Below are 13,010 nucleotides of genomic sequence, written 5' to 3' on the forward strand. Positions count from 1 at the left end.
TCAGAGCACTTCCCTGAGCGAACCGTCGGCCTCGACGATCAGCGAAAACAGCGCGCCGTGAGCGACTTCGACATTCAGCAGTTGTTCACGGGGCAAACCACGGGCCCGCGCCAGCAACAGACGCATGACGCCGCCGTGGCTGACCAACAACACCCGCTCGCCCGCGTGTGCCGCATGCAGTCGCATCACCGCCGCCAGCACCCGCGCAGAAAAATCGCTGACCGACTCCCCCTGCGGCGGGGTAAAACCATAGGGATCAGCCCAGAACAAACCCAGCGCCTCGGCATCGGTTTCCATCAGCGCCGCCGCGCTCTGCCCTTCCCAGGCACCGAAATGCAATTCTTGCAGATTCTTGTCCAGTGACACCGGCAGATCACGTTGCGCGCTCAACTCTTCAGCAAACCGCGCGCAACGCTGCAACGGCGAACTGACCAGCCGATCCCACGGCCCCTGCCCGCTCACCGCCTCGCGCATCTGCGTCCAGCCTTTTTCGGTCAGCGCGTCGTCGAGGCTGCCGCGCAGGCCGCCGCCGAGTTCGGTTTCACCGTGGCGCAGCAGGTCCAGACGCAAGGTCATGCCGGGCGATCCGCCACTGCGGCTTCGGCGAAGGTCGCCATCTGCCCGTGCAGGTCACAGGCCAGACGCAGCAACGGCACCGCCAGCGCCGCGCCACTGCCCTCGCCCAGACGCAGACCCAGTTCAAGCAGCGGCTCCGCGCCAAGGGTTTCCAGCACATGGCGATGGCCCGGCTCGGCACCGCGGTGACCGAACAGCAGCCACTCACGGCAAGCCGGATTCAGACGCACCGCCACCAGCGCGGCGACCGTGCAGATAAAACCGTCCACCAAAACCGCCACACCTTCCTGCGCACAGGCCAGATACGCGCCGACCAAAGCCGCAATCTCGAAGCCGCCGAGATTGAACAGAGTCTGCAGTGCATCACCGCGCCGTGCCGCATGCAGCGCCAGCGCGCGCTCGATCACCTGCGCCTTGTGGCTGACGCCTTCGGCATTCAACCCCGTGCCGGGGCCGGTCAGGTGTGCCACCGGGCAATCGAGCAAGGCACACGCCAGCGCACTGGCGGCCGTGGTGTTGCCGATGCCCATTTCACCGCCGATGAACAATTGCGCGCCCGCAGCCTTCGCGCGCAGCACGCTGTCGCGACCGCCCTGCAAGGCGAGTTCGCCCTGGGCCTGAGTCATCGCCGCGCCCTTGGCGAAATTCGCCGTGCCCGGGCCGATGTTCAGGTGACGCACGCCCGACAAGTTCAACGACGGGTTCACAGTGCCCAGATCCACTACTTCCAGCTGCGCGCCGAGTTGCCGCGCCAGCACGCTGATCGCCGCGCCGCCGCTGACAAAGTTCAGCAGCATCTGCCCGGTGACTTCCTGAGGAAACGCGGAAACCCCTTCGGCGACAACGCCATGGTCGCCGGCAAAAATCGCGATCCAGACCTGATCGAGTGTCGGCTTGACCTGGCCCTGCAATCCGGCCAGTTGCACCGCCACCGATTCAAGCTGCCCGAGAGAGCCGGCGGGTTTGGTCAATTGCTGCTGACGCGCCGCGGCGTTTTGAACGGCGTCCGTATCCACCGGTTTGCATGGGTTCAGCCACCAGGCTTGGGTCATAACGCAGGTCCTTTCAGAGTCAGGGGCAGGCCGGCGACCGTCAGGACGACTCGCTGACAACGCTCGGCCAGAGCTTGATGCAGCCAACCGGCTTCATCGACGTAGCGGCGAGTCAATTCGCCCAGCGGCACGACACCCATTCCGGTCTCGTTGCTGACAAAAATGATTTCACCCGGCAGCGACGCCAGGCATTCGAGCAGGGCTTCGCGTTCGGCGGCGAGGCGTTCGGCGTCGTCGAGCATCAGCAGATTGGTCAGCCACAGCGTCAGGCAATCCACCAGCAGGCAACGCTCGGCACTGGCGGTTTCGCGCAGGACACGGGCCAGTTCCAGCGGTTCTTCGATCAGCCCCCATTCAGCGGGACGGCGGGCGCGATGATGAGCGACACGATCATTCATCTCGCCATCCAGCGGCTGGCTGGTAGCGATGTATGTCACGGCCAGCGCGCTGTCAGTGGCGAGTTTTTCGGCCAGACGACTTTTGCCGGAGCGGGCGCCGCCGAGGATCAACTGGAGCATGGGGAGATTCCACAGAGTTCACGTAACAGCCCGGTATCCAGGTGCTTCTCCACCAGATCCGCCAGCCGCTCGATATCGCGTTCGCGCAGGCCGTGGTAATCCACTTCCTGTACATCGTTCAGGCCGGCCCAGCGCAACAGCGCCGCACTGGCCGCCGGCGATTCGAACAGGCCATGCAGGTAGGTGCCGAAAATCTGCCCGTCGAGACTTTGCGCGCCGTCGCAACGACCGTCGTCCAGATGCACAGCAGCATTTTCCAACGCAGTTCCTGTCGTCACGCCGGCATGAATTTCATAACCGCTGACCTCGGCATCTTCCAGCGCCAGACGCCCGCGCACATTGCGCAATTGCTTCTCGGCTTCGAGCTGCGTTTCAAACGCCAGCAGCCCCAGACCGGCGCTGGAACCTGGCGCGCCTTCAAGGCCCAGCGGATCGTGCACCTGCTCGCCGAGCATTTGCAGACCGCCGCAGATCCCCAACAGCTTGCCGCCGTAACGAAGGTGACGGCGGATGGCCGATTCCCAACCATTGGCGCGCAGATACGCCAGGTCACTGCGCACGCTTTTCGAGCCCGGCAGGATGATCAGGTCGGCGGGTGGAATTGTTTGTCCGGGCCCTACGAATTGCAGATCCACCTGTGGATGCAGACGCAGCGGATCGAAATCGGTGTGGTTGCTGATGCGCGGCAGCACCGGCACCACCACTTTCAGGACTTGCTCGACCTTGTCGGTCTGGCGCTGGTCGATGCCGTCCTCGGCTTCCAGATGCAGGTCCATCACGTACGGCAGCACGCCCACCACCGGTTTGCCGGTGCGCTGTTCCAGCCAGTCGAGGCCCGGTTGCAGCAAGGCGATGTCGCCGCGAAAACGGTTGATGATGAAGCCTTTGACCCGCGCCTGTTCGCTCGGCGACAGCAGTTCCAGCGTGCCCACCAGATGGGCAAACACCCCGCCACGATTGATATCGGCGATCAGCAGCACCGGACAATCCACCGCTTCGGCGAAGCCCATGTTGGCGATGTCGCCGGCACGCAAATTGATCTCGGCTGGCGAGCCCGCACCTTCGACCATCACCAGCGGATAGGCGGCGCTCAAGCGCTCGTGGGAAGCGAGCACGGCCTGCATGGCGATGGCTTTGTAGTCGTGATAGGCGACGGCGTTCATGCTGGTGACCGCGCGGCCGTGGATGATGACCTGGGCGCCGGTGTCGCTGTTGGGCTTGAGCAGCACCGGATTCATGTCGGTGTGCGGTTCGAGAAACGCCGCCTGGGCCTGCACCGCTTGCGCGCGACCGATCTCGCCGCCGTCGGCAGTCACCGCGCTGTTGAGCGCCATGTTCTGCGGCTTGAACGGCACAACGGCGACACTCTGACGGGTGGCCCAGCGGCAGAGCGCCGTCACCAGCGTACTTTTGCCGGCGTCGGAGGTGGTGCCCTGCACCATTAATGTGGTCATGCTGGTTTTTCCATGGAGCAATGCTTGGCGAATGCTTGCAGGGCTTGCTCAAGGCGCGCCTCGTCGGCGGCATCGGCGGGCAGCCCGAAACGCAGGCTGCTGTTGTGCGCGAACAGGCGCAGGAGAATGCCGCGACGAGCCATGAATTCGTGCAGCGCGGCGGCTTGTTCGGTGATCAGCCACTGAAACAGCGCGCAGCCGCCCTGCGGTTTGAAGCCGTGGCGCTCAAGCAGCGCAGCCAATCGTTCGCTGGCCTCGTCGCTGCGGATCCGCTGGCGGGTATGGCCTTCGGTGTCGCGCAGACAGGCCTGGCCGAGTACCCGGGTCGGCCCGCTGACTGCCCAGGGCCCGACCTGTTCGGCCAGCAACCTGAGCATTTTGCGCTCGGCCAGCACGAAGCCCAGCCGCACACCGGCCAGACCGAAAAACTTGCCGAACGAACGCAGCACGATCAACCCCACTTGATGCGCATGCGGGGCGAGACTCAGCTGCGGCGTGTTGTCCATGAACGCTTCGTCGACCACCAGCCAGCCGCCGCGCTGGGCCAGCCGTGCGTGCCAGTCGAGCAGACGCGCCGGGGTCAGGTTCAGGCCGGTGGGATTGTTCGGATTGACCACCACCAGCACGTCGAGGCTGTCGAGAAAGAAATCGACTTCCTGCTCCAGCACCTCACGCACGATATAGCCGCTGCGCCGCCAGGCTTCGGCATGCTCGGCGTAACACGGTGAGAGCACACCGACCTTACCGGCGCGGCGCAATCGCGGCAGCAGTTGAATGGCCATCTGCGAACCGGCCACCGGCAGCACCTGGCTGGCACCGTAATAATCGCAGGCGGCCTGCTCCAGACCGTCATCGTTTTCCGGCAGGCGCGCCCACGCCCGCAGCGGAATCTCCGGGACCGGAAACGGCCATGGCGCCAGACCCGTGGACAGGTCGAGCCAGTCTTCTTCCGCGATGCCGTATTCGAGCGCCGCCCTGCGCAACCGGCCACCGTGCTCAAGCATAGAATTCAGCCCCCACGCAGAGAATCAGCAGCCATAACCATACCCCGCGCTGGACCAATTGCCAGCCGCGATCAATGGAATCGGCATCCGCCGGCACGCCCTCGCCCAGTTGCGGACGCTCGTGCAGCTCGCCGTGGTAAATCGCCGGACCGCCCAGCTCGACGCCCAAGGCACCCGCCCCGGCGGCCATCACCGGGCCGGCGTTCGGGCTGTCCCATTTCGGCGCCTGAGTGCGCCAGCATTTCAACGCGAGTCGGGTTTTGCCCAGCAGCGCGTAAGTCAACGCCACCAGCCGCGCAGGAATGTAGTTGAGGACGTCATCGATTTTTGCCGCCGCCCAGCCGAAACGCTCGAAGCGTTCGTTGCGATAGCCCCACATCGCGTCGAGCGTATTGCTCAGACGATAGAGCACCACGCCCGGCGCACCAGCCACGGCAAACCAGAACAGCGCAGCGAACACCGCATCGCTGCCGTTCTCCAGTACCGATTCGGTGGCGGCGCGGGCGACGGCGGTACTGTCCAGCTCATCGGTCTGACGGCTGACCAGATAACCCACGCGCTTGCGCGCCTCTTCCAGATCATCGGCGCGCAAGGCCTTGGCGACCGGCTCGACGTGCTCACCCAGGCTGCGCATGCCGAGGGCGCAATACAGCGCAAGAATCTCGACGATCCAGCCCACGTAAGGCGCCCATGAAAACGCCGTAGCCAGCAGGGTCAGCGGCAACACCGCGATCACCCACGCGGTGACACCATGGCTGCGCCAACCACGACCAGCGCTATTGAAACGTTGCTCGATGCGCCCGGCGAAATTGCCGAACGCCACCAGCGGATGCCAGCGTTTCGGTTCACCCAGCAGCGCATCCAGCGCAACCGCGGCGACACTCAACAACGCCACACTCATTGACTCACTCCCCAAAAATTTTCATACAGCAGCTCATTGAGCGGACGCGCCTGCGCCCACCCTTCGAGTACCAGCATCGGCGCCGGATAGAATTCCTTGACCGGCCCCAGGCAAAGCACCGCCAGCGGCTTGGCCCCGGCCGGCAGTTTCAGCAGATCGGCCAGCGCCTGTGGCTCGAACAGCGACACCCAGCCCATGCCCAGGCCTTCGGCACGCGCGGCGAGCCAGAGATTCTGGATTGCGCAGGACAACGACGCCATGTCCATTTCCGGCAGCGTGCGACGACCGAAAATATGCCGCTCGCGATCGTCCATCAACGCCGCGACCAACACTTCGGCGCAGTCGTTGATGCCTTCGACCTTGAGCTTCATGAATTCGTCACTGCGCTCGCCGAGGGCTTCGGCGGTGCGCACGCGCTCCTCTTCAACAAGGTTCTGGATCTGGCCACGTAGCGCGCGGTCGCTGATACGGATGAAGCGCCACGGCTGCATCAGGCCGACACTCGGCGCCTGATGCGCGGCTTCAAGCAAACGGCGCAACAGTTCAGGCTCGACCGTGCCGCCGCTGAAGTGGCGCATGTCGCGGCGTTCGGCGATGGCGCGGTAGACCGCTTCGCGCTCGGCGTCAGTGAAGGCGTTGTCGGTCATGGCACCAACAGTGCGGCAATCGCCGACGGATTCGACGGGAAGTAAAAATGCACGTACGACGCGGTCATCCGTCCTTGCCGATACACCGCTTCGGCACCGCGCCCGCCGTTGGGGCTGTGGCCACGGGCAATCGGCGTCAGTTCGGTGGTGGTCAGGGAATGGTGATAGGTGTGGCCGCGCAGCATGCCTTCCGGCAGGTCGACCTCTTGCAGCGCCAGTGCGGCGAGGCGCTTTTGCATCACGGCGTCGCCACTCAACAAGCCGACCAAATCAGCGCGGGTGCCTTCGACATCGGTCAGTGAGTCGAGCAGGTAGAGCATGCCGCCACATTCGGCAAGCAGCGGTTTGCCAGCGGCGTGATGCGCGCGGATCGCTTCGAGCATGTCGGCGTTCTGCGACAAGGCAACGTGGTGCAATTCCGGATATCCGCCGGGCAGGTACAAGCTGTCGGCATCGGGCAATTGCGTATCGCGGATCGGCGAGAAGAAACTCAACTCGGCGCCCATCGCCCGCAACAGATCAAGACTGGCGCCGTAGGTAAAGGCGAAAGCTTCGTCGCGGGCGACGGCGATGCGCACGCCTTCGAGCAGCTTTTCGGTCTCAACGATTGCTGGCGCGGCGAATTCCACGGCCGGTGGCAACGCTACCTCGCAAGTGCCGGCCAGCGCTTCGGCGGCGGCGTCGAGGCGCACATCGAGGTCATTGAGTTCGCTGGCCTGCACCAGGCCGAGATGGCGGCTCGGCAGTTCGATTCCGGTTTCCCGGGACAACGCGCCGTACCAGCGCAGGCCTTCGGTGAGGCTGCCTTCAAGCAATTGCGCATGGCGCACGGTGCCGACGCGGTTGGCCAGCACGCCGGCGAACGGCAAGTCCGGCTGATAGCGCGCCAGGCCTAGCGCCAGTGCGCCGAAGGTCTGCGCCATGGCCGTGCCGTCGATCACGCCGAGCACCGGCACACCGAAATGCCGCGCCAGATCGGCGCTCGACGGCGTACCGTCAAACAAACCCATCACGCCTTCGATCAGGATCAGATCGGCTTCCGCGGCGGCTTCCCACAACAGGCGACGACTTTCCTGCTCGCCGACCATCCACATGTCCAGTTGATAGACCGGCGCACCGCTGGCGCGCTCGAGGATCATCGGGTCGAGAAAGTCCGGGCCGCACTTGAATACGCGGACCTTGCGACCCTGATTGCGATGCAGACGGGCCAGCGCGGCGGTGACGGTGGTCTTGCCCTGACCGGAAGCCGGCGCGGCGATCAGTACCGCCGGGCAGTGACGTGGTTGATTCAAAGTTCGACGCCTTTCTGCGCTTTGATGCCGGCCTGGAAGGCGTGCTTGATCATGCCCATTTCGGTGACGGTGTCGCCCATCTCGAGCATTTCCGGCTTGGCAGCGCGGCCGGTGACGATCACGTGCTGCATCGGCGGACGCGCTTGCAGATCGCTGAGTACCTGATCCAGATCGAGGTAACCGTGCTTGAGGGCGATGTTCAGTTCATCGAGCACCACCAGACCGATCGACGGATCACGCAGCAGTTCGCGGGAGACTTCCCAGGCCGCTTCGGCGGCGGCGATGTCGCGCTGGCGGTCCTGGGTTTCCCAGGTGAAGCCCTCGCCCATCACATGAAAACGCACTTGCTCGGGGAAGCGGCGGAAGAACAGTTCTTCGCCGGTGCTGTTGCGGCCCTTGATGAACTGCACCACGCCGCACTGCATGCCGTGGCCCATGGCGCGGGCGAGCATGCCGAATGCCGAGCTGCTTTTGCCTTTGCCGTTGCCGGTCAGCACCAGCACCAGACCGCATTCGTCTGGCGAATTGGCGATGCGCTCGTCGATCACGGCTTTTTTGCGCTGCATGCGCGCCAGGTGGCGCTCGTCGCGTTCGGGGGAATCAGTCATGGGGGAGCTCTCCGTTGAGGCTGGATAACGGCGGGCAGGCACAAGAATAGACGGCAACAAGCCTGGCATCGCCCACCGTGATGCCGCTGGATGGATCAGGCCGGTCTCCGGGCTCATGAGCGGCTGGTGCCTGGCTGCGCGCCTTCCCGCTGTTAAGCAGTGGCATCAGACGCAGCTTTTACTCATTTACCGTTGCGGGGGCAGCGCCGGGATCGTGAGGGTTCTTCGCTTGCAGACCCGCCTCACCGGCTTCCCTGTTTCACTCTGTCGACATGCGCCACAGAGCACCTGAAACAAGCCGCGAAGGTTAGAGGGTTGGGGGTGGAGCGTCAATTGAAGAGGGGCTTGTGCGGCGAATAACTGCCGCCGATCAATTAACTGACGCCAATCTTGTGCCACACTGCCATGAATGATATCAAAGAGCCATGCTTTTTGACTGCAGAGAGCACATCACAATAACAAGGGAGAGCACCATGCAAGGCATGATCATCAGCAATCCGCGGCTGGAATTCCTGCGCCCGGTGCTGGAACGCTGGTTTGACTGTATCGACCGCTACAACGCCGTGCGCGGCGACAATGACACACCTTATTGGCACGACGAAAAAGCCAACCTCGGCCTGCTGTCGGCCGCTGCCTGGATGGCCGAACTGGTCACCCTGCGCGACACCGCCACCCGCAAACAAAACGAAGAAGGCGAGCGCAATGCCCGCGCCGACCTGTTTATCGCTGGCGCCGAGGATCGCGCCTTCATTCAGGCCACCCAACGCTGGCCACGCGTCACCAGCCTGAATCTGACGCAGGCCCTGGCGGATATCACCAGCGACGCCAAGCGCATCAGCTACGCCAGCGACCTGAAACTCGGCTGCCTGTTCGTGGCCCCGCAAAAGGCCCAGCACAGCGCCAGCCCGGAAGAACTGCAGGACATGGTCGACGACCTGCAAAAGGAACACTCCTGCGCCGTCGCCTGGTACTTCCCTTACGCCTACCGCAAATTGCGCAGCGAAGCCGGCAACTATCACCCCGGCATTGCCGTGCTGTTCAAGGAAGCCCGCGGCTGAGGGTTGAACCATCGGGCTTGTGCGCTTCTCTATGTTTAGGAATGCATTCATAGGGAAGATCAGCAATGCGCAAGCCCCAGCTCGTTTTCGTCATCATGATCGCCGGAGGGCTCGCCGCCTGTGGTGAATCCTCCAGCCTGCAAGTTACCGACGGCACCGGTCCATCACCGAAACTGCCCGAACCGAACAAGACCCTGATCCCGACGGTGAACATCGCCCCGGCCATTGGCTGGCCGGCCGGCGCGAAGCCGACGGCAGCGGCAGGCACTCAGGTGGCGGCTTTCGCCGAAAATCTCGATCATCCGCGCTGGCTCTACGTACTGCCGAACGGCGATGTACTCGTGGCAGAAACCAACGCCCCGCCAAAACCGGACGACAGCAAGGGCATTCGTGGCTGGGTGATGAAAAAGGTCATGGGGCGTGCCGGTGCTGGCGTTCCCAGCCCGAACCGCATCACCCTGCTGCGCGATGCCGATCATGACGGCGTGGCCGAGACCCGCACGGTGTTCCTGCAGAACCTCAACTCGCCGTTCGGCATGACCCTGGTCGGCAACGATCTGTACGTGGCAGATACCGATCGCCTGCTGCGCTTCAACTACGAGCCCGGCGCGACCGAAATCAAGAGCCAGCCAATCAAGGTCGTCGACCTGCCGGGCGGGACGCTCAACCATCACTGGACCAAAAACGTCATCGCCAGCAAAGACGGCAGCAAGCTGTACGTCACCGTCGGCTCGAACAGCAACGTCGGCGAAAACGGCCTCGATCAGGAAGAAGGCCGCGCGGCGATCTGGGAAGTGGATCGCGCCACCGGCAACCACCGGATTTTCGCTTCGGGCATCCGCAACCCCAACGGCCTGGCCTGGGAGCCGCAAAGCGGTGCGCTGTGGACTGCCGTCAACGAACGCGATGAGATTGGCAGCGATCTGGTGCCGGACTACATCACATCGGTCAAGGACGGTGGTTTCTATGGCTGGCCGTTCAGCTACTACGGCCAGCACGTTGATGTGCGCGTGGAACCCCAGCGGCCGGACATGGTGGCCAAGGCCATCGCTCCGGACTACGCCGTCGGCCCGCACACCGCATCACTGGGGCTGACCTTCGCCGAGGGCAATCGCTTGCCGGCACAGTTCAAGGAAGGCGCATTCATCGGCCAGCACGGCTCGTGGAACCGCAAGCCGCATAGCGGTTACAAGGTGATCTTTGTGCCGTTTGCCGCCGGCAAGCCGAGCGGAACGCCAGTGGACGTGCTGACAGGTTTCCTCGACAAGGACGAGAACGCTTTGGGTCGCCCGGTCGGCGTAGTGATCGACCAACAAGGTGGATTGCTGGTAGCCGATGACGTGGGTAACAAGGTGTGGCGGGTGTCAGCGACCCGCTAGTGTGTTGCCGGCATAAAAAACCCGTGGGAGCCATTCAGCTCCCTCGGGTTTTTATGTATCTGGGTTACGGGTTATGCGCCAGATGCTCTGGCTGCAAAACGCGCTTGGCGCTCAGATAGGCTTTCTGCCAATACGATTTCGACAGGCTGTCCAGCTTCACCGTGCCGCCGGTGGCCGGCGCATGAACGAAGCGCCCTTCCCCGACGTAGATCCCCGCATGGCTGACCTGTGAGCCGCCATTGGTGGCGAAGAAAATCAGGTCGCCGGTCTGCAGCCCTTCCTTGCCGACATTCGGCGCCTGCATGACGATCATCTCGCGGGTCGAACGCGGCAGGCTGATGCCGGCGGCATCGCGGTAGACAAAGCCGATCAAGCCACTGCAATCAAATCCGGAGTCCGGGGTATTGCCGCCCCAGCGATAAGGCGTACCCACCAGCCCGAGCGCGCGGAACAGCACGTCTTCGGCAGCGGGTGAAAAGGTCTGAGAGGATCCGAACACGATCGGAGCACGAACCACCGGCGCAGGTGGCGGAGTGCGGCTGGCGCAGCCGCTGAGCAGCGCTGCGAAGAACATCAAGGCAAAGCGGGCCGACATCGTCATATGCAGAACATCCTGATCTGGCTGAGGCTTTGACTGCCGATTCGACAGAAAACAAAACCGCCTGCGTTGGGACGCAGGCGGTTTGCCATCAATATAGAACAGGATTCTAGCGGCTACGCGGCAAACTTCAAGTAAGACTTTAACTTCACCTTGTAAAGTTTAAGTTTATTGCCTCGGAAGGGCCGCTTTGTCGCCACGAGCGTGGCGACAATCGAGTGATTACTTGCGAGCGGTAACCACGGTTGGAGCGTTCGCCAAAGCGCGTTTGGCTTCGATGAAGGTCTTGCTCCAGTAGCTGTCGCCCAGGCTGTCGATGCGAACACCGCCGCTGCGACGAGAGCTGGAATGGATGAACTGGTTGTCGCCCAGGTAGATCCCGGCGTGGCTTACACGACCGCGACGACCATTGGTGGCGAAGAACAGCAGGTCGCCCGGCTCGAGGTTGCTGCGCGAAACCAGCGGCGCATCAACGTTGATCATTTCGCGGGTGGAGCGCGGCAGGTTCATGCCGGCTTCTTCGCGGAACAGGTAGCCGATGAAACCGCTGCAATCGAAACCGGCTTCAGAGGTACCGCCGAAACGGTAACGGGTACCGATCAGGGACATGCCGCGTTCGAGGATGCTGTCGGCCAGAACCGGAAGCTGGTAAGGCTTCTTGCCGTTGAAGTCGGCCAGTTCTTTTTCGGTGTCCAGCTCTTCCTGGTAAATAACGGAAGACTGGGCGGTGGCAGAATTTTTAGCCTGTTGTTGCTGCTCTTGATTAACAGGTGAATGAGCAGCGCAACCGAACAACAGGGTGACGAGTGCGAGAGGCACGAGGGGTGCGAAGCGCTTTAGCATGGGCACGACCGTGGCTGATAGTTGTAAAGAAGCCGAGACTATGCCCGCTATCAGCCTCATTTGCAAATTCAATCGATCTTTTTGTGACTTCCCGGTTTCTCGTTAACATCTAAGCGCTTAAGCCTATTTGAATCGAGACGCGGCCTGTGCAACCCACAGGAAAGCGGGTTTTCTGGCGCCTGAAATATGCCGAAACCGGCTGAAAGCCCCGGTTTTACCAGCCCAGGGTTTCTTTCAGGAAGGGAATGGTCAGCTTGCGCTGAGCCTGCAAAGAGGCCTGATCGAGCTGCTCCAGCAGATCGAAAAGCGCGCTCATGCTGCGGGTACCGCGAGTCAAAATAAAATGCCCGACTTCGTCGGTCAGATGCAGACCGCGACGGGATGCGCGCAATTGCAGGGCACGCAATTTGTCTTCATCGGAGAGCGGACGCATCTGGAAGATCAGCGCCAGGGTCAGGCGCGATTTCAGGTCGGCGAGTTTGATCGGCAGTTCACGCGGCGAAGTGGACGCCGCAATCAGCAGACGCCGACCGCTGTCACGCAGACGGTTGAACAGATGAAACATCGCCTCTTCCCAGTCCGCCTTGCCGGCAATCACCTGCAAGTCATCCAGGCAGACCAGTTCGTACTGTTCGAGGTTGTCGAGAATTTCGATGCCGCGATCCATCAACTCGGCCAGCGGCAGGTACACCGCAGGTTCCCCCATCTGCTCGAAGCGCAGGCACGCGGCCTGCAACAGATGCGTACGCCCTACCCCGTGCTTGCCCCACAGATAGATCAGGCTTTCGGTCCAGCCGGCGTCGGCTTCGCATAGACGCTCGACATAGCCGAGTGCAGCGGCATTGGCGCCTGGGTAGTAGTTGATGAAGGTGGCGTCGTCACGCAGACGCACACCTAGGGGCAGCTGAATCGGTTTCATGCTGACTGAACAGTTCCCAAGGAACCGTTAGTGGCCTCTGTGTAAAGTGAGCGAAGTTTATACCCGTGAAGCGGAGCGCACAATGCGACAGACCCCAAGCAAAATCAAAGGTTTGCGTTAACGTGCTGGTTTTATGACAGTTTCTTTGGCGCCATGGCCTG

Annotated in this window: 13 protein-coding genes, 1 pseudogene and 1 riboswitch; of the genes and pseudogenes, 2 read left to right on the top strand and 12 right to left on the bottom strand. The window is 62.7% G+C overall.

What is annotated here, in order from left to right; genetic code table 11:
* The 9 genes and pseudogenes from cobC to cobO form a co-directional block, all read right to left on the bottom strand.
* On the bottom strand, window positions 1-576 hold the full coding sequence (cobC, locus tag CAF74_RS16905) for an alpha-ribazole phosphatase family protein (RefSeq protein ID WP_085747060.1): 576 nt from the start codon (window positions 574-576) through the stop codon (window positions 1-3).
* Window positions 573-1,628 carry a nicotinate-nucleotide--dimethylbenzimidazole phosphoribosyltransferase gene (cobT, locus tag CAF74_RS16910; RefSeq protein WP_085747061.1) on the bottom strand — a complete coding sequence of 352 codons (1,056 nt, stop codon included), beginning with the start codon at window positions 1,626-1,628 and terminating at the stop codon, window positions 573-575. The genes cobC and cobT overlap by 4 nt, the downstream gene beginning before the upstream one ends.
* The gene (gene cobU, locus CAF74_RS16915) at window positions 1,625-2,146 is read right to left on the bottom strand and encodes a bifunctional adenosylcobinamide kinase/adenosylcobinamide-phosphate guanylyltransferase (RefSeq protein ID WP_085747062.1); all 522 of its coding nucleotides are present in this window, start codon (window positions 2,144-2,146) and stop codon (window positions 1,625-1,627) included. Before cobU ends, cobT begins: the two co-directional genes overlap by 4 nt.
* A pseudogene (locus tag CAF74_RS16920) lies at window positions 2,142-3,600 on the bottom strand (cobyric acid synthase); the annotation flags it as partial. The gene cobU and the pseudogene CAF74_RS16920, both read right to left, overlap by 5 nt.
* The gene (gene cobD / locus CAF74_RS16925; RefSeq protein WP_085747064.1) at window positions 3,597-4,604 is read right to left on the bottom strand and encodes a threonine-phosphate decarboxylase CobD; all 1,008 of its coding nucleotides are present in this window, start codon (window positions 4,602-4,604) and stop codon (window positions 3,597-3,599) included. The pseudogene CAF74_RS16920 and the gene cobD, both read right to left, overlap by 4 nt.
* Entirely contained in the window at window positions 4,597-5,505 is a 909-nt protein-coding gene (gene cbiB / locus CAF74_RS16930; RefSeq protein ID WP_085747065.1) for an adenosylcobinamide-phosphate synthase CbiB, read from the bottom strand. The genes cobD and cbiB overlap by 8 nt, the downstream gene beginning before the upstream one ends.
* On the bottom strand, window positions 5,502-6,152 hold the full coding sequence (gene bluB / locus CAF74_RS16935; protein ID WP_085747066.1) for a 5,6-dimethylbenzimidazole synthase: 651 nt from the start codon (window positions 6,150-6,152) through the stop codon (window positions 5,502-5,504). Before bluB ends, cbiB begins: the two co-directional genes overlap by 4 nt.
* A complete protein-coding gene (locus CAF74_RS16940) occupies window positions 6,149-7,444 on the bottom strand; it encodes a cobyrinate a,c-diamide synthase (protein ID WP_085747067.1) in 1,296 nt (431 codons plus the stop codon). The genes bluB and CAF74_RS16940 overlap by 4 nt, the downstream gene beginning before the upstream one ends.
* A complete protein-coding gene (cobO, locus tag CAF74_RS16945) occupies window positions 7,441-8,052 on the bottom strand; it encodes a cob(I)yrinic acid a,c-diamide adenosyltransferase (protein WP_064378669.1) in 612 nt (203 codons plus the stop codon). The genes CAF74_RS16940 and cobO overlap by 4 nt, the downstream gene beginning before the upstream one ends.
* Before the next feature lie 80 nt (window positions 8,053-8,132).
* Window positions 8,133-8,359: riboswitch (cobalamin riboswitch) on the bottom strand.
* Between the two features lie 166 nt (window positions 8,360-8,525).
* Between cobO and CAF74_RS16950 the strand changes: the two genes are divergently transcribed.
* Together CAF74_RS16950 and CAF74_RS16955 are read left to right on the top strand one after the other, a co-directional pair.
* Window positions 8,526-9,110 carry a hypothetical protein gene (locus CAF74_RS16950; protein WP_085747068.1) on the top strand — a complete coding sequence of 195 codons (585 nt, stop codon included), beginning with the start codon at window positions 8,526-8,528 and terminating at the stop codon, window positions 9,108-9,110.
* A 65-nt stretch (window positions 9,111-9,175) separates the two neighbouring features.
* Complete coding sequence (locus CAF74_RS16955) at window positions 9,176-10,489, top strand: sorbosone dehydrogenase family protein (RefSeq protein WP_085747069.1); 1,314 nt, start codon at window positions 9,176-9,178, stop codon at window positions 10,487-10,489.
* Between the two features lie 64 nt (window positions 10,490-10,553).
* Here CAF74_RS16955 and CAF74_RS16960 read toward each other — a convergent pair whose 3' ends face one another.
* From CAF74_RS16960 to hda, 3 genes are all read right to left on the bottom strand, one after another.
* Complete coding sequence (locus CAF74_RS16960; protein WP_085747070.1) at window positions 10,554-11,090, bottom strand: C40 family peptidase; 537 nt, start codon at window positions 11,088-11,090, stop codon at window positions 10,554-10,556.
* A 219-nt stretch (window positions 11,091-11,309) separates the two neighbouring features.
* Window positions 11,310-11,930: a C40 family peptidase gene (locus tag CAF74_RS16965; protein WP_007950397.1), complete on the bottom strand. Its 621-nt coding sequence runs from the start codon at window positions 11,928-11,930 to the stop codon at window positions 11,310-11,312.
* A gap of 214 nt (window positions 11,931-12,144) precedes the next feature.
* Complete coding sequence (hda, locus tag CAF74_RS16970) at window positions 12,145-12,849, bottom strand: DnaA regulatory inactivator Hda (RefSeq protein ID WP_007950396.1); 705 nt, start codon at window positions 12,847-12,849, stop codon at window positions 12,145-12,147.
* Window positions 12,850-13,010: the final 161 nt, after the last annotated feature.

The sequence above is a fragment of the Pseudomonas sp. R45(2017) genome (genome assembly GCF_002112305.1).
Lineage (GTDB): Bacteria > Pseudomonadota > Gammaproteobacteria > Pseudomonadales > Pseudomonadaceae > Aquipseudomonas > Aquipseudomonas paraglycinae.